At 63.3% G+C, this 21,685-nt stretch carries 22 protein-coding genes; 5 read left to right on the plus strand and 17 right to left on the minus strand.

The features are described 5' to 3' along the window. Positions 1 to 20: 20 nt before the first annotated feature. The 7 genes from ATI53_RS12775 to ATI53_RS12805 all read right to left on the minus strand — a co-directional run bounded on the left by ATI53_RS12775 (position 21) and on the right by ATI53_RS12805 (position 6,120). A complete protein-coding gene (locus ATI53_RS12775; protein ID WP_009505946.1) occupies positions 21 to 950 on the minus strand; it encodes an ABC transporter permease in 930 nt (309 codons plus the stop codon). Next, positions 947 to 1,810 (minus strand): ABC transporter permease, encoded by an 864-nt coding sequence (locus ATI53_RS12780; protein ID WP_009505945.1) that lies wholly within the window; start codon positions 1,808 to 1,810, stop codon positions 947 to 949. The genes ATI53_RS12775 and ATI53_RS12780 overlap by 4 nt, the downstream gene beginning before the upstream one ends. Then, positions 1,807 to 2,241, minus strand: coding sequence for a GNAT family N-acetyltransferase (locus tag ATI53_RS12785; RefSeq protein ID WP_240778571.1), 435 nt, complete (start codon positions 2,239 to 2,241; stop codon positions 1,807 to 1,809). The genes ATI53_RS12780 and ATI53_RS12785 overlap by 4 nt, the downstream gene beginning before the upstream one ends. After that, entirely contained in the window at positions 2,228 to 3,034 is an 807-nt protein-coding gene (locus ATI53_RS12790) for an ABC transporter ATP-binding protein (RefSeq protein WP_009505943.1), read from the minus strand. The genes ATI53_RS12785 and ATI53_RS12790 overlap by 14 nt, the downstream gene beginning before the upstream one ends. A gap of 63 nt (positions 3,035 to 3,097) precedes the next feature. Beyond that, positions 3,098 to 4,552 (minus strand): dihydropyrimidinase, encoded by a 1,455-nt coding sequence (gene hydA, locus ATI53_RS12795; RefSeq protein WP_009505942.1) that lies wholly within the window; start codon positions 4,550 to 4,552, stop codon positions 3,098 to 3,100. A gap of 15 nt (positions 4,553 to 4,567) precedes the next feature. Further along, positions 4,568 to 4,876, minus strand: coding sequence for a hypothetical protein (locus tag ATI53_RS12800; protein WP_034453163.1), 309 nt, complete (start codon positions 4,874 to 4,876; stop codon positions 4,568 to 4,570). After that, the gene (locus tag ATI53_RS12805) at positions 4,873 to 6,120 is read right to left on the minus strand and encodes a Zn-dependent hydrolase (RefSeq protein WP_009505940.1); all 1,248 of its coding nucleotides are present in this window, start codon (positions 6,118 to 6,120) and stop codon (positions 4,873 to 4,875) included. The genes ATI53_RS12800 and ATI53_RS12805 overlap by 4 nt, the downstream gene beginning before the upstream one ends. Before the next feature lie 189 nt (positions 6,121 to 6,309). Between ATI53_RS12805 and ATI53_RS12810 the strand changes: the two genes are divergently transcribed. Beyond that, positions 6,310 to 6,942 (plus strand): TetR family transcriptional regulator C-terminal domain-containing protein, encoded by a 633-nt coding sequence (locus ATI53_RS12810; protein WP_009505939.1) that lies wholly within the window; start codon positions 6,310 to 6,312, stop codon positions 6,940 to 6,942. A 359-nt stretch (positions 6,943 to 7,301) separates the two neighbouring features. On the opposite strand, the gene preA is transcribed toward ATI53_RS12810, so the two are convergent. The 3 genes from preA to rpsD all read right to left on the minus strand — a co-directional run bounded on the left by preA (position 7,302) and on the right by rpsD (position 10,729). Further along, positions 7,302 to 8,606: an NAD-dependent dihydropyrimidine dehydrogenase subunit PreA gene (gene preA / locus ATI53_RS12820; RefSeq protein ID WP_009505937.1), complete on the minus strand. Its 1,305-nt coding sequence runs from the start codon at positions 8,604 to 8,606 to the stop codon at positions 7,302 to 7,304. Beyond that, positions 8,599 to 9,933, minus strand: a complete 1,335-nt coding sequence (locus tag ATI53_RS12825) for an NAD(P)-dependent oxidoreductase (protein WP_009505936.1) — start codon at positions 9,931 to 9,933, stop codon at positions 8,599 to 8,601. Before ATI53_RS12825 ends, preA begins: the two co-directional genes overlap by 8 nt. Positions 9,934 to 10,108: 175 nt before the next feature. Further along, positions 10,109 to 10,729, minus strand: a complete 621-nt coding sequence (rpsD, locus tag ATI53_RS12830; protein WP_009505935.1) for a 30S ribosomal protein S4 — start codon at positions 10,727 to 10,729, stop codon at positions 10,109 to 10,111. Between the two features lie 425 nt (positions 10,730 to 11,154). Between rpsD and ATI53_RS12835 the strand changes: the two genes are divergently transcribed. From ATI53_RS12835 to phbB, 3 genes are all read left to right on the plus strand, one after another. Next, positions 11,155 to 11,991 carry an EAL domain-containing protein gene (locus ATI53_RS12835; protein ID WP_009505934.1) on the plus strand — a complete coding sequence of 279 codons (837 nt, stop codon included), beginning with the start codon at positions 11,155 to 11,157 and terminating at the stop codon, positions 11,989 to 11,991. A 180-nt stretch (positions 11,992 to 12,171) separates the two neighbouring features. Then, entirely contained in the window at positions 12,172 to 13,347 is a 1,176-nt protein-coding gene (locus tag ATI53_RS12840; RefSeq protein WP_009505933.1) for an acetyl-CoA C-acetyltransferase, read from the plus strand. Positions 13,348 to 13,509: 162 nt separating this feature from the next. Then, positions 13,510 to 14,232, plus strand: coding sequence for an acetoacetyl-CoA reductase (gene phbB, locus ATI53_RS12845; protein WP_009505932.1), 723 nt, complete (start codon positions 13,510 to 13,512; stop codon positions 14,230 to 14,232). A 907-nt stretch (positions 14,233 to 15,139) separates the two neighbouring features. On the opposite strand, the gene ATI53_RS12850 is transcribed toward phbB, so the two are convergent. The 3 genes from ATI53_RS12850 to ATI53_RS12860 form a co-directional block, all read right to left on the minus strand. Continuing rightward, on the minus strand, positions 15,140 to 15,313 hold the full coding sequence (locus ATI53_RS12850) for a YdcH family protein (protein ID WP_009505931.1): 174 nt from the start codon (positions 15,311 to 15,313) through the stop codon (positions 15,140 to 15,142). A gap of 115 nt (positions 15,314 to 15,428) precedes the next feature. Beyond that, entirely contained in the window at positions 15,429 to 16,202 is a 774-nt protein-coding gene (locus ATI53_RS12855; protein ID WP_111550570.1) for a tRNA1(Val) (adenine(37)-N6)-methyltransferase, read from the minus strand. Then, a complete protein-coding gene (locus tag ATI53_RS12860; RefSeq protein ID WP_034453162.1) occupies positions 16,192 to 16,407 on the minus strand; it encodes a putative signal transducing protein in 216 nt (71 codons plus the stop codon). The genes ATI53_RS12855 and ATI53_RS12860 overlap by 11 nt, the downstream gene beginning before the upstream one ends. A gap of 67 nt (positions 16,408 to 16,474) precedes the next feature. On the opposite strand from ATI53_RS12860, the gene ATI53_RS12865 reads away from it, so the two are divergent. Beyond that, positions 16,475 to 17,476 carry a polyprenyl synthetase family protein gene (locus ATI53_RS12865; protein ID WP_009505928.1) on the plus strand — a complete coding sequence of 334 codons (1,002 nt, stop codon included), beginning with the start codon at positions 16,475 to 16,477 and terminating at the stop codon, positions 17,474 to 17,476. On the opposite strand, the gene ATI53_RS12870 is transcribed toward ATI53_RS12865, so the two are convergent. The 4 genes from ATI53_RS12870 to ATI53_RS12885 form a co-directional block, all read right to left on the minus strand. Next, entirely contained in the window at positions 17,470 to 18,342 is an 873-nt protein-coding gene (locus ATI53_RS12870; protein ID WP_111550571.1) for a 4-(cytidine 5'-diphospho)-2-C-methyl-D-erythritol kinase, read from the minus strand. The genes ATI53_RS12865 and ATI53_RS12870 overlap by 7 nt on opposite strands. After that, positions 18,329 to 20,056, minus strand: a complete 1,728-nt coding sequence (locus tag ATI53_RS12875) for a tetratricopeptide repeat protein (RefSeq protein WP_111550572.1) — start codon at positions 20,054 to 20,056, stop codon at positions 18,329 to 18,331. The genes ATI53_RS12870 and ATI53_RS12875 overlap by 14 nt, the downstream gene beginning before the upstream one ends. Positions 20,057 to 20,165: 109 nt before the next feature. Further along, complete coding sequence (locus ATI53_RS12880) at positions 20,166 to 20,456, minus strand: 4a-hydroxytetrahydrobiopterin dehydratase (RefSeq protein WP_009505925.1); 291 nt, start codon at positions 20,454 to 20,456, stop codon at positions 20,166 to 20,168. Next, positions 20,453 to 21,661 carry a GNAT family N-acetyltransferase gene (locus ATI53_RS12885; RefSeq protein ID WP_111550573.1) on the minus strand — a complete coding sequence of 403 codons (1,209 nt, stop codon included), beginning with the start codon at positions 21,659 to 21,661 and terminating at the stop codon, positions 20,453 to 20,455. Before ATI53_RS12885 ends, ATI53_RS12880 begins: the two co-directional genes overlap by 4 nt. Positions 21,662 to 21,685 lie beyond the last annotated feature (24 nt).

A 21,685-nucleotide genomic window follows, 5' to 3' on the forward strand; every position in this document is an offset into this window, starting at 1 on the left:
TCCCTGTTTTGTTATTCGTTCTATCCCCGGCCCCGTTGCGACGGATGCCAGAAGGTCATGCGTTTTTCGATCAGTGCGATCGCGCCGTAAAAGGCCGACCCGGTAATGGCCGCCACCACGATTTCAGCCCAGACAAGATCCAGCGCAAGCAGCCCCACGCTGGTGGAAATGCGAAAGCCCATGCCCCGGATCGGAGAGCCGAAAAATTCGGCAACGATGGCCCCGATCAGCGCCAGAGTGCTGGCGATCTTGAGCCCGTTGAAGATAAACGGCAGCGCGGCGGGCAGGCGCAGCTTGACCAGCCCGGACCAGTATCCTGCGGCGTAGGTCCGCATCAGGTCGCGCTGCATCGGCTCGGTCGCGCGCAGCCCCTCGACCGCGTTCACCAGCATCGGAAAGAACACCATGACCACGACGACCGCCGCCTTGGACTGCCAGTCGAAGCCAAACCACATCACAAGGATGGGCGCGATGCCGATCACCGGCAGCGCGGCGACGAAATTACCCACCGGCAGCAGCCCACGACGCAGGAAATCGAACCGGTCCACGATTACGGCGGTCACCAGCGCGGCGATACAGCCGATTGCATAGCCCGACAACGCGCCCTTGATGACGGTCTGCACGAAATCCTCCCACAGGATCGACACCGAGGTCGCGATCTTCGCGGCGATGGCGGTGGGCGGCGGCAGGATGACGCCCGAAACGCCGTAACCGCGCACGGCGATTTCCCACATCACCAGGATCGTGCCCCCCAGCACCAGCGGGGCGATACCGGCCGCCGCGCCGCCAACCCGGCCCACCAGCCAGATGTTGCACGCGGTGCCCGCGATCCACACCGCAAAGACCAGCGCGGTGACAAGCGCGCCCTGGCCGCCCAGCGTCAGCGCGGCCAGCGCCGTCAGCAGAACCCCCAGCGCCGCCTCGGCCAGGATGATCGGTGGCAGCGTCATCGGTCCAGCCCCATCCGTTTCAGGGTCGCGCGCTGGATCAGCCCGATCAGCCCGACCGCCGCCGCTGCCACGGCTGCCGCCATGAACAGCGCCGACCAGATCTGAATGGTCTGACCGTAATAGCTGCCCGCCAGCAGGCGCGCCCCAAGGCCGGCAACCGCGCCTGTCGGCAACTCTCCGACGATGGCGCCGACAAGGCTGGCGGCCATGGCGATCTTGAGCGACGCGAACAGGTAGGGCATCGACGCGGGCAGGCGCAGCCTTGCAAATTCCTGCGCGCCGCTCGCGTTCCAGGTGCGCATCTGATCCAGTTCCATCCGTGACGGCGACCGCAGCCCTTTGACCATGCCCACCACGATGGGAAAGAACGACAGGTACATTGAAATCAGCGCCTTGGGCAAAAGCCCCGAGACTCCGACCGCGTTCAGCACCACGATAATCATCGGCGCGATGGCAAGGATCGGGATGGTCTGGCTGGCGATCACCCACGGCATGACGCTGCGATCCATCACCCGGCTGTAGACGATCCCGACCGCCAGCGAGATCCCCAGCACGGTGCCCAGTCCGAACCCCGCCAGCGTCGCGCTGAGCGTGACCCAGGCGTGATAGACAAGGCTGCGCTTGGACGTCACCTTCTTGAGCGCGACGGTGTTCCACAGCTCGACCACGATCTGATGCGGCGCGGGCAGCTTGGGCTTGTCCTGCGCCCAGGTGTCGGCGATCAGCTGCGGCGTGGTCATGGTGCGGTCCTGCCGCGCCGCCATGTCCAGCGCCCATTGCTTGTTGAGCTGAAACGCCGATGCGTACCAGACCACCAGCAGCGCAAGGATCACCGTCAGCACAGGCAGGATGTTCTTCATGCGCGCCACTCCATGCGGATTTCCGGCACGGTTTCGGGGGGCTCGGGGGGCAGCGCCTGTCCCACCTGCACAAAGCCTTCGCGCCGATAGAACCGCTGCGCCGCCTCGTTCGGCACATGGGTGTAAAGATGCAGCGTCCCGCGCCCAGGCTTTGCCGCATCCAGCAGCGCCTTGCCCAGCCCCGCCCCCGGCCGCGATGTATACAGCGCCGAAACCTTGCCCTCGGCAGGATCGACCGAGACATAGCCTTCGACCGGATCGCCGATCACCCAGACCTCGCGCGCGTCCCAGACATCGCGGAAGAAGCCTTCGATCTGCTCGGGCGTGAAAAGGCGCGGGAACCAGTCGGTGCGGTCGATCCAGCCGTTGATGACGAAGGCACAGGCCGGGATATCCCCGGGGGCGGCGCGCCGGACCTCAATCATAGGCATGACCCGCCCGCAGCCCGTCCCGCACCCGGTGCGCGATGGCCAGAAACTCGGGTGAATCGCGAATGCCCAGCGGTCGCTCGCGTGGCAGGGTGCTTTCGATCACGTCGGTGATCCGGCCGGGGCGTGGAGACATCACCACGATCCTGGTCGACAGGTACACCGCTTCGGGGATCGAATGGGTGACGAAACAGATAGTCTTTTGCGTGCGTGCCCACAGCGCCAGAAGCTGTTCATTGAGGTGATCGCGCACGATTTCATCAAGCGCGCCGAAGGGTTCGTCCATCAACAGGATCTGCGCCTCGAACGCGAGCGCCCGCGCGATCGACGCGCGCTGCTGCATCCCCCCCGACAATTGCCAGGGATATTTCTTTTCGAACCCGGCAAGATCGACCAGTTCGAGCACCTCAGCCACCTTCTTGGCCTGCGCGGCCCGATCATAGCCCATGATTTCCAGCGGCAGACGGATATTGCCGCCGATGGTGCGCCACGGATACAGCCCGGCGGCCTGAAACACATAGCCGTAGGCACGATTCTTGCGCGCCACCTCGGGCAGGACTCCGTTGACCAGAATCGCCCCCGAAGTCGGCTGTTCAAGGTCCGCCATGACGCGCAGAAACGTGGTCTTGCCACAGCCGGACGGGCCGATGAACGACACGAAATCGCCCTTCTCGACCTTGAGGTCCACGTCTTTCAGCGCATGCACCGGGCCATCGCCGGTCTGGAACGTCAGGTTCAGCTTGCTGGCTTCGATCACGGTGCGATGCGCGATCTCCGGCTTGCGTTCAGGGATCATGTTTGCGTCCGGCCCCGCAAGCTTGCCGTTCCGCCGCTCCTTCGGGCTGCTCGCATGGACACCTCAGACCCCGCTTGCCGGAATGCCCGTACGCTCAACGGCGCGCGGCGCGGTCAGCGCCTTCCATGACGACAGCGCCGTGTTCACAGCGCCCGAGGCGGGGCGTTTCACGAACTGGCCATGGCCCTCGGCGGGTTTCAGATCGCCATCCATCACCGCCACGCGCCCGCGCGTCAGCACAAAACGCGGCAGGCCCTTGACCTCCTTGCCCTCGAACACGTTGTAATCAATCGCCGATTGCTGGGATGCCGCCGTGATCGTCTTGGTCTTTTCGGGGTCAAGCACCACCAGGTCCGCATCCGCCCCGACCAAAACCGCGCCCTTGCGCGGGTAGCAGTTGAGGATCTTGGCGATATTGGTCGAGGTCACCGCGACGAATTCTTCCTTCGTCAGCCGCCCCGTGCCGACGCCATAGGTCCACAGCATCGGAATGCGGTCTTCCAGCCCGCCAGTGCCATTGGGGATCTTGGTGAAATCGCCCACGCCATAGCGCTTCTGGTCGGTGGTAAAGGCACAGTGATCGGTCGCCACACAGGACAGCGACCCCGACGCAAGCCCGTTCCACAGGCTGTCCTGGTGCATCTTGTTGCGAAACGGCGGAGACATCACGCGGCGCGCCGCATGATCCCAGTCCTTGTCGAAATATTCGGACTCGTCCAGCGTCAGATGCTGGATCAGGGGCTCGCCCCAGACCCGCTTGCCCATCATCCGGGCCCGGCGGATCGCCTCGTGACTGTCCTCACAGCTGACATGCACCACATACAGCGGCACCCCGGCCATGTCGGCAATCATGATGGCGCGGTTGGTCGCCTCACCCTCGACCTGCGGGGGACGCGAATAAGCGTGCCCCTCGGGGCCGTTGTTGCCCTCGGCGAGCAGGCGGGCCGACAATTCCGCCACCACGTCGCCGTTTTCCGCATGCACCAGCGGGATCGCGCCCAGTTCGGCGCAGCGCCTGAACGAAGCATAAAGCTCATCGTCGTTCACCATCAGCGAGCCCTTATAGGCCATGAAATGCTTGAAGGTGGTGATGCCGCGCTCTTTGACGACGGTTTCCATCTCGTTCCAGATCTTTTCGGACCAGGACGTGATCGCCATGTGAAAGCTGTAGTCGCAATGCGCGCGGGTCGATTTGTTGTCCCACATCTGCAACGCGTCCAGCAGCCCCTGGTCGGGCGAGGGCAGCGCGAAATCCACCACCATCGTGGTGCCCCCCGCCAGCGCGGCGCGCGTGCCGCTTTCGAAATCATCGCTCGAATAGGTGCCCATGAACGGCATTTCCAGATGCGTATGTGGGTCGATCCCGCCGGGCATGACGTAGCAGCCCGAGGCATCCAGAACCTCGTCCCCCTTCAGATCCGGGCCGATCCCGATGATCTTGCCGCCCTCGACAAGAACATCCGCGACATAGCTGTAATCCGCCGTGACGACCGTGCCGCCCTTGATGACAGTGGTCATTTTGTTTCGCACTCCCTATGCATCATCATCTATAGGCTCGCCTGCCGCTTCGGGCTCATCAGCATCGATATCAATCACCAAGCCGACCGAGACCAGCGCACGACCAGGCATCATCCGAATCGCCGAACCTGGATGGCGAACAATGAAATCGGCCGCGTCCTCCAGTCTTTCGAAGGCTACCTCTTCCTGCAGCGTGTTCTTTTCGCGCCCCGCCACTTCATACCGGTATGCAGGAAAGACCCGATACCGAGCGGGGGCACCATTTCGATATGGAAACTTAATCGCGATCTGTTGAGGATCTGAATCCGTTCGAAAAATCTTCATTCCACGATCTCCGCCGTCTCAAGCACCGCACGGAACAGAACCTCGGCCCCGGCCCGCGCCCATTCCCTGGAAATTTCCTCGGCCTCGTTGTGCGAAATTCCGTTCACGCAGGGGCACATGACCATCGTGGCGGGCGCGACCTGCGCCGCCCAGCACGCATCATGCCCCGCGCCCGAAATCAGGTTCATATGTGAATACCCCAGTTCTTCGGCTGCCTTGCGGACGTTGCCGACAAGCTCGGGCGCAAAGGTCACGGGGTCGAAATGCCCGACCGGATCAATTGCGCATCCAACCCCGATATCGGCGCAGATCGCGGCGGCGCGGCTTTCGATCTCGGCCCGCATCCCGTCCAGCTTGGCCTGATCGGGCGACCGGATGTCGACGGTAAACACCACCTTGCCCGGCAGCACGTTGCGCGAGTTGGGCGAAAACTGCATCTGCCCGACACCTCCGACGGCACCAGGCTGGGCGGCCATTGCCACCTCTTGCACCATTTCCAGAATCCGCGCCATCGCCAGCCCGGCATTCACCCGCATGTCCATCGGGGTGGACCCGGTGTGCGCCTCGCGCCCCGTCAGGGTGAATTCCAGCCACCACAGCCCCTGGCAATGGGTGACGACGCCGATGTCCTTGCCCTCGGCCTCAAGGATCGGCCCCTGTTCGATGTGCAGTTCATAGTAAGCGTGCATCTTGCGGGTGCCGACCTCTTCGTCGCCCTTCCAGCCGATCCGCTTCAGTTCGTCGCCATAGGTCTTGCCGTCCAGATCGGTACGGGAATAGGCGTGATCCTGCGTCAGAACCCCGGCAAACACGGCGGATGCCAGCATCGCCGGCGCAAACCGCGCGCCTTCCTCGTTGGCCCAGTTGGTGACAACGATCGGGTGCTTTGTCTTGATGCCCAGATCGTTCATCGACCGCACCGCCTCCAGCGCGCCCAGCACGCCCAGCACGCCGTCATACTTGCCACCCGTGGGCTGGGTATCAAGATGGCTGCCCACATAAACCGGCAGCGCGTCGGGGTCGGTGCCGGGGCGCGTCATGAACATGGTGCCCATCTGATCGACGCCCATGCTCAGCCCGGCCTCATCGCACCATGTCTTGAACAACGCGCGCGCTTCGGCGTCTTCGTCGGTCAGGGTCTGGCGATTGTTGCCTCCCGCGATGCCGGGGCCGATCCGGGCCATCTCCATCAGGCTGTCCCACAAACGGTCGCCGTCAATCCGGAGGTTTTCACCGGTCACCATGTCGCTTCCCCTGTTCTGTCTGCTGTTTTTCCGGGCCGGCCGCTGCCTGTCCGGGTTGTTTTTTACCATTTGGTAAAGGCACGATTGCAACCACCCCCGAAGCTGTCAAGATTTCCCTGCGGGCCGTGGCCCGGAATGCAGGCACAGCGCCGGGCACATTGCCCGCAAATTGAGCGAACCGGAGGCAGAATGCCAGAAGACGCCGCGAAGAAGCCGAGCCGCATCCAGCTGCGCAACCGCAAAAAGATCATGGAGGCCGCGCTCAACGTCTTTTCACAGCATGGCTACCGGGGCGCGACGCTGGACCAGATTGCCGAAGCGGCGGGCATGTCCAAGCCCAACCTCATCTACTATTTCGACGGCAAGGAAGCGATCCACGTCGCCGTTCTGAACCGCCTGATGGAAGACTGGCTGGCGCCGCTGCACGAGATGGATCCAAACGGCAATCCTCTGGACGAGATCCTGACCTACGCGCGCCGAAAAATGGAAATGAGCCGGAAATTTCCCAAAGAAAGCAGACTCTTCGCGAATGAGATCCTGCAAGGAGCACCGCGTATGGCGCCGCATCTGGAAACCGGGCTGAAGCCGCTGTTCGAAGAAAAGGCGGCCCTGATCGGGCGCTGGATCGGACAAGGCCGGCTGGCCATGGTGAACCCCGAGCAGCTGATCCTTTCAATTTGGGCCATCACTCAGCATTACGCGGATTTCGACGCGCAGATCCGGGTTTTGATCCCCGATGAGGCAACGGGCTGGGACGAGGCCTTTATCCATGTCGAGGAAATGTTTCGCAAATTGCTTTCCGTTTCGGAAAGGTCTGATTAACCAGAATCAACCGATGCTCGAAAACATGAAACATGTGCCTTTTTTCCAAACCTCCCGGCCGCGCAACCCGGCCTGGCGGGCGCAGCTCTTTTCGGCGAAAGCGGTTGGGGCTGGAGGTGTGCTGCGACGCAAGAAAAGCGATGTGCACCGAGAGCTCGGATACGAAGCGCTGCTGGCCGAGGTTCGGGCCCGTGGGTTTCACCTCCTGGAATGCGGGGACCAATACGTCATAATCTGCAACCCCGGGCAGATGCGCGTTCACTGCTGATTCGACGGCTCCAAGAAAATTCGTACGAATTTTCTTGGAGGGTGCGGCTTGACGCGGTGCGCCTGTCCCAAGATTTTTCGTACGAAAAATCTTATTCCGCCGCGCGGACAGACATCGGGTTGTTGGGGTGGCTCGTCCAGTCTGCGGACTGTGCAGACACCACCTTGCCAGTACGCAGATCGGTGTCGCCGGGTTCGACCCGTTTCATGGTGATGCACCCCTCGACCGGGCAGACATTGACGCACAGGTTGCAGGCCACGCATTCGTCGTCCTTGACCGTAAAGACCCGGTCCTCGCTCATGTCGATGGCCTGGTGCGAGGTATCCTCGCACGCAGCGTAGCAGCGCCCACAGCTGATGCAGGCGTCTTGGTCGATCACCGCCTTGGTAATGTAATTCAGGTTCAGATGTTGCCAGTCGCTCACATTCGGCACCGCGCGCCCGACAAGGTCGTCCAGCGCCAGCCCCTTTTCGTCAAGGTATTGCGCCAGGCCCGAAATCATCTCCTGCACCACCTTGAATCCATAAGTCATGGCGGCGGTACAGACCTGCACATTGCCGGCCCCAAGGGCCATGAATTCCGCCGCATCCTTCCACGTTGTCACCCCGCCGATACCGGAAACCGGCAAGCCATACATGTCGGGGCTGCGTGCGATTTCGCTTACCATGTTCAGCGCGATTGGCTTGACCGCAGGGCCGCAGAGGCCGCCATGCGCCCCCTTGCCGTCAATCGTCGGTTCCGGTGCGAACAGATCAAGGTCAACCGACGTGATGGAATTGATCGTATTGATCAGGCTCACCGCATCTGCGCCACCGGCATGGGCCGCGCGCGCAGGCGCACGAATGTCGGTGATGTTGGGGGTCAGTTTGACGATACAGGGCATCCGGCTGTGCTGCTTGACCCAGCGCGTCACCATTTCGATATATTCGGGCACCTGCCCCACGGCGGCCCCCATGCCGCGTTCAGACATGCCATGCGGGCAACCGAAGTTCAGCTCGACCCCATCGGCACCGGTGTCTTCGACCTGCGGAAGGATCGCCTTCCAGGCGTCCTCGGTGCAGGGCACCATCAGAGAAACCACGACCGCGCGGTCGGGATAGTCGCGCTTGACCGATTTTATTTCACGCAGATTCACCTCAAGCGGGCGATCGGTGATCAGTTCGATATTGTTCAGTGCCAGCAGCCGACGGTCCGCGCCCCAGACAGCACCGTAGCGCGGCCCGTTGACATTGACGACCGGGGGGCCGTCTTCGCCGAGCGTCTTCCAGACGACGCCGCCCCAACCGGCCTCAAAGGCGCGGCGGACGTTGTATTCCTTGTCCGTGGGCGGCGCCGAGGCCAGCCAGAACGGGTTGGGAGATTTGATCCCGATGAAGTTGGATGTCAGGTCAGCCATTCGCTTGCTCCATCAGGCGTGTGTGGATGTCGATCGCGGCATCGCGGCCTTCGGCCACCGCCGTAACGGTCAGATCGTCGCCGCCGCTGGCGCAATCGCCCCCGGCCCAGACTCCTTTGACCGAGGTGCGCCCGGTGCCGTCCACCGCGATCTTGCGCCCGTCAAGGTCAGGCAGGCCAACGCCTGCCAGCGTCTGGCCGATGGCGCGGAACACCTGATCTGCGGGCAGGCGAAAGGTTTCGCCCGTCGGAGTCAGATCGTCGCCGGTATAGGCGAACTCGATCTCGCGCACCGTGCCATTGCCATGCACCGCGACGGGCGAGGCGTTGCAGATGATGCGCACGCCCTTTGCCTGTGCCAGTTCCTGTTCATAGCGCGACGCGGCCATGCGGCTTTGCGAGCGGCGATACACGATTGTAACGTCGCGCGCGCCCAGCAGCCTGCACTGCACTGCGGCATCCACCGCCGTCATACCACCGCCGATGACCACCACGTTGCGCCCCACGGGCAGCGTTGTCAGATCCGGCGCCTGTCGCAGCTCTGAAATGAAATCAACCGCGTCAACGACACCGTCGCGATCGTCGCCCGGCACCCCAAGCGCGTTGACGCCGCCAAGGCCCATCCCGAGAAAAACCGCGTCATACTCTGCCGTAAGCCGCTCCAGTGTCAGATCGCGGCCCAGCGCCATGCCGGATTTCAGCTCGATCCCGCCAATGCCCATCAGCCAGTCGACCTCGCGCGCGGCGAAGTCTTCGGTGCTTTTATAGGCCGCGATGCCGTATTCGTTCAGACCGCCGGGCTTGGGGCGTTCGTCAAAGATCACCACATCATGGCCCATCATCGCCAACCGATGCGCGCACGACAGCCCCGCGGGCCCCGCGCCCACCACGGCGACGCGCTTGCCCGTGAGAGCGTCGCGTTCGAACGGATGCACATACTGCGCCATCACCGTATCGGTGGCATAGCGTTGCAGACGGCCGATCTCGACCGGCTTGCCCTCGGCGGTTTCGCGCACGCAGACCTCTTCGCACAGCGTTTCCGTCGGACAGACCCGCGCGCACATGCCGCCAAGGATATTCTGGGACAGGATGGTGCGCGCCGCCGCGTCGGGAGTGCCGGTCGCGATCTGGCGAATGAACAGCGGGATGTCGATGTCCGTCGGACAGGCCGTCGCGCAAGGCGCATCATGGCAGAAATAGCAGCGGTCCGCCGCCACCAATGCCTCGTGATCGTCCAGCGCCGGATGCAGGTCGGAGAATCCCGCCTCGATCCCTGCCTTGTCCAGACGCCCCGGCTGAATCCCCGGAGCCAGAGCCTTTGCGTCCATCGGTCGCCTCCCGCTGCCTATATGCTCGGGAGAGGCTTCCACGCTTCTATTTTTTTATCAACTGGTAAAATATCAAACCGCGCCCCGCCCGAAAGCGATGCCGCAAAATGAGGCGAAACGACGAAAAAGGCCGCCCCAAACGGAGCGGCCTTTGCAAAACGGCGTCAGAACCGGATCAGTTCTGCGCGTAATATTCGATGACCAGGTTCGGTTCCATCTGGACGGCGTAGGGCACATCCGACAGGCCGGGTGTGCGCACGAAGGTCGCGACCATCTTGTTATGATCGACGTCCAGATAGTCGGGCACGTCACGCTCGGGCAACTGCGACGCCTCGATGACAAGCGCCATCTGCTTGGACTTTTCGCGAACCTCGATGACGTCGCCTTCCTGAACGCGGTACGACGGGATGTTCACGCGACGGCCGTTCACCGTGACGTGGCCGTGGTTCACGAACTGGCGGGCCGCAAACACGGTCGGCACGAACTTGGCACGGTAGACAACAGCGTCAAGGCGCCGCTCAAGCAGGCCGATCAGCAGCTCGCCAGTGTCACCCTTGGCACGCTCGGCATCCGAGAACACGCGGCGGAACTGCTTTTCGGTCATGTCGCCGTAGTAGCCCTTGAGCTTCTGCTTGGCGCGCAGCTGAAGACCGAAGTCGGACATCTTGCCCTTGCGGCGCTGACCGTGCTGGCCGGGACCGTATTCGCGGCGGTTCACCGGGGACTTCGGGCGGCCCCAGATGTTTTCGCCCATGCGGCGGTCGATCTTGTACTTGGCAGAGGTGCGTTTGGTCACCGTCTGATCTCCTTCTTTACTGGCTCCGCGTTTGTTCCGAAAACCGGTGCCCGTTTTTTTCGGGTCAAGGACGCAATCGCGTCCCGACCGTTCCAAATCGGTCCCGTTCCGGCCAAGGCGCGGCAATGAAGGGCGTTGTCCTCTTCCCGGACCTGCGCGCGACGAATCGCGGTTGGCACCCCGGTCTGACAGGCATCCCCTTGCAGGGGCCACCAACACCAATGAAAGGCGGCTAATAGGGGCATGCGGGGCCCGAGTCAACACGGCTTTGCGCGCGCCGGAAAATACTTCCAAATGCAATCTTTTACCAACGATTAAGCGCGACGGGCCAAAGTGGCTGGCAAGGACCGGGCGGTCACATGTGGCGCGCGGGGCCGGGCACAGCGGCGCCGGCCGATCGGTGATTAACAATGACAACAAGGGCGATGGCAATGCAAGGCCGCAACACACAGGGCATTCCGCAAGGGCAGAGCCCGCTTGATCTTGCCGTGGCGGAGCGTGATCGCACGATCCTGGACACGGTGCGCAACGCAATCCGGCACAAACAGGTGATGCTGTCCTTTCAGCCTGTGGTGCAGGCGCGCAAGCCCGATTCCCTCGCCTTTCACGAGGGGCTGGTCCGCGTGCTTGACGAAACCGGACGTATCGTTCCGGCCCGCGACTTCATCTCTGCGGTCGAAGGGACCGAATATGGCCGTATGCTGGACTGCATCGCGCTTGAGGAAGGGCTCAGCGAACTAGCCAACGTCCCGTCCCTGCGCCTGGCGGTGAACATGTCGGCGCGCTCCATCGGGTATCCGCGCTGGATGGACATCCTTCACAAGGGCATCGCGGAAAACCCCACGGTCGGCGAACGCCTGATCCTGGAAATCACCGAATCCTCGGCCATGCTGGTGCCCGAACTGGTAACCAGCTTCATGGCCGACCTTCAGCCCGACGGCATCACCTTTGCGATGGACGATTTCGGCGCGGGCTATACGGCGTTGCGTCATTTCAAGGATTTCAGCTTCGACATCCTCAAGATCGACGGCGAATTCATTCGCGGAATCGCACGGGACCCCGACAATCAGGTGCTGACCCGCGCCATGGTCAGCATCGCCGAACAATTCGACCTGTTCACCGTCGCCGAGTCGGTGGAACGGGCAGACGATGCGGCGTTCCTGACCGAAATCGGCGTCGATTGCCTGCAAGGGTATTATTTTGGCGCCCCCACCGTGTCCCCCGACTGGCGCATTATCGAACCCGACCGCGCCTTGGGCTGACGTCCCGCCCCGCATCCGGTTTTTTTGCGCTACCATTTGCGCTACCAGCGGTTACTTTCCTGTCAGGCCCCCTGTCACGCTCGGCGACGCCGCGTTATGGAAGGGGCGCAAGATCCAGAAGGGAGGCTTGCCAGCGATACGGTGGCCTCTCCTGTCATGTTCTGCTTGGAGGAATTATCCATGACCAATGTCGTTATCGCTTCTGCGGCCCGTACGGCCGTCGGCAGCTTCGGGGGCAGCTTTGCGAACACGCCCGCGCATGACCTCGGCGCCGCCGTACTTGAGGCGCTCGTCGCCCGCGCCGGCATCGACAAGGGTGATGTTTCCGAAACCATTCTTGGCCAGGTTCTCACCGCAGCCCAAGGGCAAAACCCCGCCCGCCAGGCACATGTCAACGCGGGCCTGCCCAAGGAAAGCGCGGCGTGGGGCATCAACCAGGTGTGCGGGTCGGGCCTGCGCGCCGTCGCACTCGGCGCCCAGCACATCATGCTTGGCGACGCGTCGATCATCTGCGCGGGCGGTCAGGAAAACATGTCGATGAGCCCGCATGCGCAGAACCTGCGCAATGGCTACAAGATGGGCGATGTCAAATACATCGACACCATGATCAAGGACGGCCTGTGGGACGCGTTCAACGGCTACCACATGGGCCAGACCGCGGAAAACGTCGCCGAGCAGTGGCAAATCAGCCGAGAGCAGCAGGATGAATTCGCCGTTGCCAGCCAGAACAAGGCCGAAGCCGCGCAAAAGGCGGGTAAATTCGATGACGAGGTGATCGCCTTTACCATCAAGGGCCGCAAGGGCGACACAATCGTCGACAAGGATGAATACATTCGCCACGGCGCCACCATCGAGAACATGCAAAAACTGCGCCCCGCCTTCACCAAGGACGGCAGCGTCACCGCCGCCAACGCGTCGGGGCTGAACGACGGCGCCGCCGGTGTGCTGCTGATGAGCGCGGAAGAAGCCGAAAAGCGCGGCATCGAACCGATCGCCCGCATCGCATCCTACGCCACCGCCGGTCTTGACCCGTCGATCATGGGCGTCGGCCCGATCTACGCATCGCGCAAGGCGCTGGACAAGGCGGGCTGGTCGGTGTCGGACCTCGATCTGGTCGAGGCCAACGAGGCCTTCGCCGCCCAGGCCTGCGCCGTGAACAAGGACATGGGCTGGGACCCGGCCATCGTCAACGTCAACGGCGGCGCTATCGCCATCGGCCACCCCATCGGAGCCTCGGGCGCGCGCGTCCTGAACACTCTGCTGTTCGAGATGCAGCGCCGCGGCGCGAGGAAAGGCCTCGCCACGCTGTGCATCGGGGGCGGCATGGGCGTTGCCATGTGCGTCGAGCGTCCATAAGCGACCGTCCGCGCTCCGCGTCATGAAAGGGTCATGGCGCGGAGCGTCAGGTGTAACAATCCTCAGACACACAAGACGGCGTGCGCAACAAGATTGCGTATTGTTAATTTACACAGTAACAAAGTTACCGACAGACGACGAAAAGCCGGAGCGGAGGACATCATGGCAAAAGTTGCATTGGTCACGGGGGGGAGCCGCGGCATTGGCGAGGCGATCAGCAAGGCGCTAAAGGCGGCAGGCTATGACGTCGCCGCCACCTATGCCGGAAATGACGAGAAGGCGACGAAATTCACCGAAGAGACGGGCATCAAGACCTACAAGTGGAACGTCGCCGATTACGAGGCGTCGAAAGACGGAATTGCACAGGTTGAGGCCGACCTTGGCCCGATCGACGTGGTGGTTGCCAACGCCGGCATCACCCGCGATGCGCCGTTCCACAAGATGACGCCCGATCAGTGGAAAGAGGTGATCGACACCAACCTGACCGGCGTGTTCAACACCGTCCATCCGATCTGGCCGGGAATGCGCGAACGCAAGTTCGGGCGCGTCATCGTGATTTCGTCTATCAACGGTCAAAAGGGTCAGTTCGCGCAGGTGAACTATGCCGCGACCAAGGCTGGCGATCTTGGCATCGTCAAGTCGCTGGCCCAGGAAGGCGCGCGCGCCGGTATCACCGCCAACGCGATCTGCCCCGGCTACATCGCGACCGAAATGGTGATGGCCGTGCCCGAAAAGGTGCGCGACTCGATCATTGCCCAGATCCCGACGGGCCGGCTTGGCGAACCAGAGGAAATCGCGCGCTGCGTGGTGTTTCTCGCGGCTGACGATGCGGGCTTTATCAACGGTTCGACGATTACCGCGAACGGCGGCCAGTTCTTCGTCTGATCCCAGGTTCTGAAACGCCCCGTGCCCGCGCGCGGGGCGTTTTCGTGCGAACACGCCTCACATCAGCGCGCATCTGTGCCGATACATATAGCGGTCGTCGTGGCATCCTTGCTCGACACAGCAAAGAAAGAAATGCGATGCAGCGCGACGTTCAGTGATCGCAGCACGTCGCCGCCCGGGGCCGCAGCCCGCGCGAAAACCGCGCGGTCCGCTCCCGCAGGGTTGGGGTGTGCCGGTCAACAGCACGGTGAATTTCGACACACCGACTGTCTGCCACCTGTACCACGGCGATGCAGAGGGCAGCCCGGGCACGGTGATGACCTGCTTTCTTACCCCAAGGTCGCTCCGCGGGCACGGGCGCTGTCTCAACGCATCGACGGCGTGGGTCGTCGATTTTGCGCCAGCGCGACCTGCCAGGCGCTCAGCGGTGCCGGGCACGTTCACCACATCGCATTCGCCGTGCCGGACCGCCCGGCGCAACAGCGGGTGCGCGATGCGGTGAGTGTCCAGCGCAAGCAGGCGACCTATTGCCGTCCCCCCGGTGTGCTGTTCGAAGTGGCAAACAACATCCCCGGCTTTGCGCGCGACGATCCTGTCCGAAACGCCTGTTGCCGCGCCCAGCGTGACAGAGCGGCACGCGCATCTGCGGCAAAAGCCGGAACAGGTTCTGAAGCCGCTGGACGGGAGCCGCTGGACGGGCCGCACCCAGTGCGTCTGCCGGTGCGAGCGTCTCTGCAACAGGCGCCCCGCAACATGCGGGACGCCAAACGGTGAGGGGCGGCAATTGGCAGTGGCGCACCGGGCCGTCCTCTGGCCCCGATCCGCCTGTGGCTCTGTCATGCCGTGGCCCCGAACCGGCCCGACCGCCCCGAAAACGGCCGGGCCGGGCATCATCTGTCTGGGGGAATCAATGCAGCTGCCCGCTCAGGCGCGAGATCTCTTCCTTGATCCGCAGTTTCTGCTTCTTGAGCTGTGCGACGTGGAGGCCGTCCGTGCTGGGACTCCGCTGCATTTCTTCCACAGCGGTCGAGAGGGAGTGGTGTTTCTTCTTCAGTTCCTGCAGGTGCGAACTCAAGCTCATTTGTTTCCTCCTTGTGCTGGGTTGAGCCGTCAGTGCAGCACATCGAGTGATTCCTGTCACGCTGCAGATGCGAGCGTGCTGAAGAATAACTTTACGACGCGTCAACACCGTGCGGTCACCGCGGAAAATTTAACTCCTGGCCGTTCCGCAGCGCCGCCCTGATAAGCTGAGAATAATCCTCGCCGTCTTCAAGATGGCGCGCGCCGTCGTGCAGGATCAGCGATGGATGAAGGCGGAAAGCTGCCCGTCCCCCCTTGCGCGCACGAGCGAAAAACAGCCGTGGCGCGCGCATCGTACGCGGTGCAAGCGGCCATATTTCCAAGGAACCGAGAAGTTTGGACATCGCTGCGATCATCGCGGGCATACGTTCGACGCGCAGCACCACGGTCAGCGTACCGCGCGGCTTCAACCGTCTGGCCCCCAAGGCGACCCAGGCGGCAAGCGGCACCGGCCCGGCAAGCCCCAGCTCGCGCCCCGGATCGTCGGCAGAATATCGCTCAGCCGGGTCGAAATACGGCGGGTTTGCGATGACATGATCGGCCGCATAGGTCTTTAACACCTCCGGAGGGTGCGCGATATCTCCGGTCATGATGACTCCGCTCAGACCGTTATGCGCAAGATTACGTTGCGCAAGCGCCGCGTAGGCGGGCTGTATTTCCAGACCCAGCAGCCGCAGCCCCGGCACCCGCACCCCAAGGCAACACAGCGCGGGCGCCGCTCCGCAGCCCAGGTCCAGCACCGTCTCGCCCGTCCGCGCCGGCACCGTCGCGGCCAGAAGCACCGGATCGATTCCCGCGCGATAGCCCGCACGCGGCTGCCAGAGCTGCGCCTTTCCGCCCAGAAACGCGTCGCACGACAGGTCGGTCTCGGCAAAGTGGTCAGACTTCAAACCTTACCCCGTTCATCCGCAGGACCCGCCGCGCGCGATCTGCCTGATCGGTCCGCACCATCAGACGGCGCGGCAATATGCCGATGCTGCCCTCAAGCACGCTCATGTTTACGTCCAGCTCGAAGCTGTCTATACCCTCAGCGTCCAGAAGGGTTTTCACCAACGGTACGAGCGTTATGTCGTTTGTTCTAAGAAGCTCTTCCATGGGCAGGATGTAAGGACAGCGCAACTACCTTGTCGAGCCTGTTCGGACAAGGACTGATGGGGATCCGATGGGCCTGGATACGCCGACGAAAAAGCCGCATGACCGGCTCTCTGAAATGCTCAACCATGACATGGCCGGGGTCAACGCCCTGATCCGTGAGCGCATGGCGTCGAAACACGCGCCGCGCATCCCCGAGGTCACCGCGCATCTTGTCGAGGCCGGTGGCAAGCGGCTGCGTCCGATGCTCACACTCGCCTCGGCGCGGCTGTGCGGCTATGACGGGCCGTTCCATGTGCATCTGGCGGCGACGGTCGAATTCATCCACACAGCGACGCTGCTGCACGACGACGTGGTCGATGAAAGCAGCCAGCGGCGCGGCCGACCCACCGCGAACCTGCTGTGGGACAACAAATCCAGCGTGCTCGTGGGCGATTACCTGTTCGCGCGCGCCTTCCAGCTGATGGTCGAGCCGGGCGACCTGCGCGTGCTGGACATTCTGTCCAGCGCCGCCGCCACCATCGCCGAAGGCGAGGTGCTGCAACTGACCGCGGCGCAAAACCTCAAAACCACCGAAGAAATCTATCTTCAGGTCGTGCGGGGCAAGACGGCGGCGTTGTTTTCGGCCGCGACCGAGGTTGGCGGCGTCATTGCAGGCGTCGACGAAGACCTCGTGCAGGCGCTTTACACTTATGGTGACGCGCTGGGGATCGCCTTTCAGATCGCCGATGATCTGCTGGATTATCAAGGAGATGCCAATGCGACCGGCAAGAACGTCGGCGACGATTTCCGCGAGCGCAAGCTGACGCTGCCGGTCATCAAGGCGATTGCCGCCGCCGATGACACCGAACGCGCGTTCTGGAAGCGCACCATCGAAAAGGGCGATCAGCGCGATGGCGATCTTGAACAGGCACTGGCCCTGCTGAATCGGCATGGCGCGCTGGAAAACACGCGCGACGATGCGCTGGAATGGGCCGAAACCGCCAAGGTGGCAATGCGCGCGATGCCCACAAGCGAGATGCGTGACGTTCTGGTCGACCTGGCCGATTTCGTGGTGGCGCGGCTTTACTGAATGCCCTGGCTCAGACGCGGCGCCGCCTGCTGCATCTGATCGCCAAGCACGCCGCCCGCAACCCACCAGTCGGGCTTGGCCCGGCCGATCCGTTGCGCTGCGGCCTGCGCGTCAGCCTCATGGGCAAACAGGCCAAAGCAGGTCGCACCCGACCCGGACATCCGCGCAAGGGTGCACCCGCGCTGGGCCTCCAAAGCCGTCAGCACAAGGTTGATGACCGGTTCGACCTGCCGGGCCGGCGCCTCCAAATCGTTGCGCATTTCCCTGAGAAAGGCGATCAGCCCCGGCGCATCGGTCAGGCTGGGCAACCTGTCGGGCATCGAAGGATTGTCGCGCGATTGCAATGCCTTGAACACGGCGGGGGTAGACACCGGGCGGCGGGGGTTCACCAGTACTGCGGCCACGGGCGGCAGCGTCACCGGATCAAGCCGTTCGCCGATGCCGCGCACACGAACGGGGCGCGAGCCAAGGCACATCGGCACGTCCGCGCCCAGCGCCAGCGCCTGCATGTCATTGATCCGTGTGCCGTGCAGCGCAGCCATCCCGCGCAACGCGGCGGCGGCATCCGCCGACCCGCCCCCGATTCCCGAAGAAGACGGCAACCGCTTGTCCAGCGTCACCGCCGCGTCCCCCCCCAGCAGGGCGGCCGCCCGCAGCGCGAGGTTGCCCATATCCGCAGGCACGCCCGCCGCTTCGGGTCCGTGAACATGAAGCGAAAGACCCCTGCCCGGCGCGATCACAAGCCGGTCGCCGACCGGCGCGAACACCACCAGCGAATCCAGCAGGTGATAGCCGTCGGCCCGCTGGCCGATCACATGCAGGGCAAGGTTGATCTTCGCGGGTGCAAAGACCTCAGTTGCCCTCATCGGCAACCTTGAGCGGCGGCTGGCCTTCTTCGGCCAGCACCTGGTCCAGCCCGACCCGCAGCTTTTCGCGGATCCGCTCGGGGTCAAGCTCGTCCGATGCGTCTTCCCAATCGACAAAGCTCAGGGCGCGCTGCCACTGGAACTTCGCCTCGATTTCACGCCCCACGGCCCAGTAGACATCGCCCAAGTGATCGTTGACCACGGGGTCCACCGCCATCAGTTCGGCGGCGCGTTCCATGTGAACGACCGCCTCTTCGTAGCGGCCGAGCTTGTAAAGCGCCCAGCCCAGACTGTCGACGATATAGCCGCTCTGCGGCTGCGCAGACACGGCCTGTTCGATCATCGCCAGCGCCTCGTCCAGCTTTTGCTGATGTTCGACCAGCGAATAGCCCAGGTAATTCAACACCTGCGGCTGGCCCGGATTGATGTCGAGCGCCTTGCGAAAATCCGACTCGGCATCGTCCCAGGCCCCGCGCCTTTCGTTGCTGATGCCGCGCGCGTAATACAGGAACCACTGCGCCGGGTTTTCCGCGTCAAAAGACGCAAGCGCGCGGGTATAGGCCGCGACGGCCTCGTCATAGCGTTCAAGCTGGCGCAAAAGATCGCCAAGCGCGGATTGCACCGTCGCCTCGCCGCCATGGGTCGACGCAAGCTGTTCCAGCACCTCGATCGCGGCATCGGTCTTGTCCTGCGCCCGCAGCGCATCGGCACGCCCCAGTTCGGCAGCGTGATAATCGGGGTCCTCGCGCGGGACTTTCTTGTATTCCGCGACGGCCAGATCGTATTGTTCCAGGCTTTCCAGCAACGACGCGGTCATCAGGATCGCACCGGAATGGTCCGGGCGAAGATATTCGGCGATGCGGGCGTAAAGCAGGGTGAAATCGTCGTTCGCCTCGCTCGAAAGCGCGCCGGCGAGGGTGTAGAACACCTCGGCGATGCCGTCGCGGGCGCTGCGGACGTAGGTAAAAGGCAGCACCTCGCCATCGACAAGCCGCTTGCGCATCACCTCAAGCGCGGGGTCGCGCGGTTCGGGAAAGCCCTCGTCGATCATCGCCACCGCTTCGGCCTGACGGCCAAGCTGGCTCAGCATCTCGGAACGCGCCATCACCGCCCGGCGCGTCAATTGCATCGCCCCCGCGCGACGGGCGGCGAACACCGCCTCGGCGCCTTCGAAATCCCCCACTGAGGCCAGCGCCATGGCGCGATGATATTCCGCAAAGGACCTCAGCCCGCGTTCCTGACCCAGCGCATCGAACGCCGCCTGCGCGGCGGTCATGTCGCCTTGGCCCAGTTCGGACCAGGCCCGCGTCAGGCCGTCGACCAGCGGGCCAATGGCCGATCCTTCTTCGATGCGGGCGATCAGACCGGCGAAATCGTCGGTCGCGGCAAGTTCGGCGATCTGGGCCATGTGGCCGACCTGGCTTTGATAGCCCGCCTCGGACAGCCGGTTGGCCAGCGCCACCGCATGATCGATATCGCCCAGCGAAAGATTGGCCAGAACCGCGCGTTCCACCAGCGCCGGGTTGTCCGGATCAAACGCGATCGTGCGCTCGTAATAGTCGGCGGCCGCCTTGAAATCGCCAAGGAAGCTTGCCTGCCGCGCGGCAAGATAGCCGCCCGACAGGCTGTTGGCCACCGCAGGACCCGCGACTGCCGCCGCGAACGCAAGCGCAAGCGCCGCCCCGCGAATGGGACCCAACGTCCGTGATGCCATGCCTGTTGCCTCCGTTGATGTTGCCGAAAGCCTAGCTTGCCATATGCCAACACGCAATGAGCGGGGGCTTCACGCCCCCGTCATCCCCACCCTGCGACGCGTCCCCTGGTCACAGCAGATCCAGTTTTCGGGCAAGCTTGGCGTCCAGCGATGACAACCCGCCCACGTCATGGGTGCACAGCACCACGGTGACCTTGTTGTAGATGTTCGTCCATTCGGGGTGGTGGTTCCATTTTTCGGCCCAGAAGGCGGCGCGGGTCATCCAGGAAAACGCCTCGATGAAATCGGCAAAGGCATAGGTCTTTTCCATGGCGTCCCGGCCCTGGGTCATCATCCAGCCGTTTGCGATGAGCGGCGCGAGAATGGTTTCGCGTGCGGTATCCGACAGCTTTTCCGTCATTGCTGTTCCTCCCTGCGGTCCTTGCGGAACGGGCCATAGGCGGTAAGGATTTCTATATCCTCGTCCACCGCACGGCGTTCTTCTTCGAGATAACGCGCGACGGCGCGGGCAAAACCCTGATCGGCGATCCAGTGCAGGCTGTGGGTCTGGGTCGGCAGATATCCGCGCGCCAGCTTGTGTTCGCCCTGCGCGCCCGCCTCGACGCGCGACAGCCCCCGTGCGATGGCAAAGTCGATGGCCTGATAGTAACAGGCTTCGAAATGCAGACAGGGGTGATCTTCGATGCAGCCCCAGTAGCGGCCGTACAGCGCATCGCGCCCGATGAAATTCAGCGCCCCCGCCACGGGCACCCCGTCGCGTTCGGCAAGCACCAGCGCGATGTCGTTGCGCAGCGTGTCATGGGCGATGTCGAAAAACGCACGGGTCAGGTAGGGGGTGCCCCATTTGCGCGCGCCGGTGTCCTGATAAAACCGCCAAAAAGCATCCCAATGTTCGGGTTCGATCTGATCGCCCGTCAGCACACGGATGTCGCCCCCAAACGCCTGGGCGGTGCGGCGTTCCTTGCGGATGGTCTTGCGCTTGCGTGCGTTCAGGCTGTCGAGGAAACCGTCAAAATCCGCATAGCCGTTGTTTTCCCAATGAAATTGTTGGGTGATGCGGCGCATCAGCCCCATTTCGGCGCCCGCGATGGCCTCGGCCTCTGTGCAGAAGGTGACATGCAGCGAGCTGACGTCGTTTTCCGATGCGAACTGCACCGCGCCTTGCAACAAGGCCGAAATGCCGGTGACTTCATGGCCGGGCCGGACCAGAAACCTGCGACCCGTCGCCGGGGTAAAGGGCACCGCAATCTGAAGCTTGGGGTAATACTGCCCACCCGCACCCTCATAGGCATGCGCCCAGGAATGGTCGAAGATATATTCGCCCTGGCTATGCGACTTTGCATATAGCGGCGCCACGGCGATGACCACGTCGTCCATCTCGACGGCAAGGTAGCGCGGTTCCCACCCGGTGCCGCGCCCGACAGAGCCCGACGATTCAAGCGCGTGCAGGAATCGCCAGGTGGTGAAAGGATCGTTGGGGCGCCCGGTCTCGAAAGCCTCGGGACAGGCGCAGGCGTCCCAGTCCGCCTCGGCGATCTGGTCGAGCGACGTCAACACGTTGACGGCAATCGCCGCGCCCGGCTGGTCTGTGGTGTGGTCTGTCATTTTGCGCGATCCCCTGCCGCTGAT

Source organism: Salipiger aestuarii, assembly GCF_003259905.1.
Lineage (GTDB): Bacteria > Pseudomonadota > Alphaproteobacteria > Rhodobacterales > Rhodobacteraceae > Salipiger > Salipiger aestuarii.

Coding starts and splice junctions, on each gene's coding strand:
- ATI53_RS12775 (WP_009505946.1), bottom strand. CDS start 950: ATGACGCTGCCACCGATCATCCTGGCCGAGGCGGCGCTGGGGGTTCTG.
- ATI53_RS12780 (WP_009505945.1), bottom strand. CDS start 1,810: ATGAAGAACATCCTGCCTGTGCTGACGGTGATCCTTGCGCTGCTGGTG.
- ATI53_RS12785 (WP_240778571.1), bottom strand. CDS start 2,241: ATGCCTATGATTGAGGTCCGGCGCGCCGCCCCCGGGGATATCCCGGCC.
- ATI53_RS12790 (WP_009505943.1), bottom strand. CDS start 3,034: ATGATCCCTGAACGCAAGCCGGAGATCGCGCATCGCACCGTGATCGAA.
- hydA (WP_009505942.1), bottom strand. CDS start 4,552: ATGACCACTGTCATCAAGGGCGGCACGGTCGTCACGGCGGATTACAGC.
- ATI53_RS12800 (WP_034453163.1), bottom strand. CDS start 4,876: ATGAAGATTTTTCGAACGGATTCAGATCCTCAACAGATCGCGATTAAG.
- ATI53_RS12805 (WP_009505940.1), bottom strand. CDS start 6,120: ATGGTGACCGGTGAAAACCTCCGGATTGACGGCGACCGTTTGTGGGAC.
- ATI53_RS12810 (WP_009505939.1), top strand. CDS start 6,310: ATGCCAGAAGACGCCGCGAAGAAGCCGAGCCGCATCCAGCTGCGCAAC.
- preA (WP_009505937.1), bottom strand. CDS start 8,606: ATGGCTGACCTGACATCCAACTTCATCGGGATCAAATCTCCCAACCCG.
- ATI53_RS12825 (WP_009505936.1), bottom strand. CDS start 9,933: ATGGACGCAAAGGCTCTGGCTCCGGGGATTCAGCCGGGGCGTCTGGAC.
- ATI53_RS12835 (WP_009505934.1), top strand. CDS start 11,155: ATGGCAATGCAAGGCCGCAACACACAGGGCATTCCGCAAGGGCAGAGC.
- ATI53_RS12840 (WP_009505933.1), top strand. CDS start 12,172: ATGACCAATGTCGTTATCGCTTCTGCGGCCCGTACGGCCGTCGGCAGC.
- phbB (WP_009505932.1), top strand. CDS start 13,510: ATGGCAAAAGTTGCATTGGTCACGGGGGGGAGCCGCGGCATTGGCGAG.
- ATI53_RS12850 (WP_009505931.1), bottom strand. CDS start 15,313: ATGAGCTTGAGTTCGCACCTGCAGGAACTGAAGAAGAAACACCACTCC.
- ATI53_RS12860 (WP_034453162.1), bottom strand. CDS start 16,407: ATGGAAGAGCTTCTTAGAACAAACGACATAACGCTCGTACCGTTGGTG.
- ATI53_RS12865 (WP_009505928.1), top strand. CDS start 16,475: ATGGGCCTGGATACGCCGACGAAAAAGCCGCATGACCGGCTCTCTGAA.
- ATI53_RS12870 (WP_111550571.1), bottom strand. CDS start 18,342: ATGAGGGCAACTGAGGTCTTTGCACCCGCGAAGATCAACCTTGCCCTG.
- ATI53_RS12875 (WP_111550572.1), bottom strand. CDS start 20,056: ATGGCATCACGGACGTTGGGTCCCATTCGCGGGGCGGCGCTTGCGCTT.
- ATI53_RS12880 (WP_009505925.1), bottom strand. CDS start 20,456: ATGACGGAAAAGCTGTCGGATACCGCACGCGAAACCATTCTCGCGCCG.
- ATI53_RS12885 (WP_111550573.1), bottom strand. CDS start 21,661: ATGACAGACCACACCACAGACCAGCCGGGCGCGGCGATTGCCGTCAAC.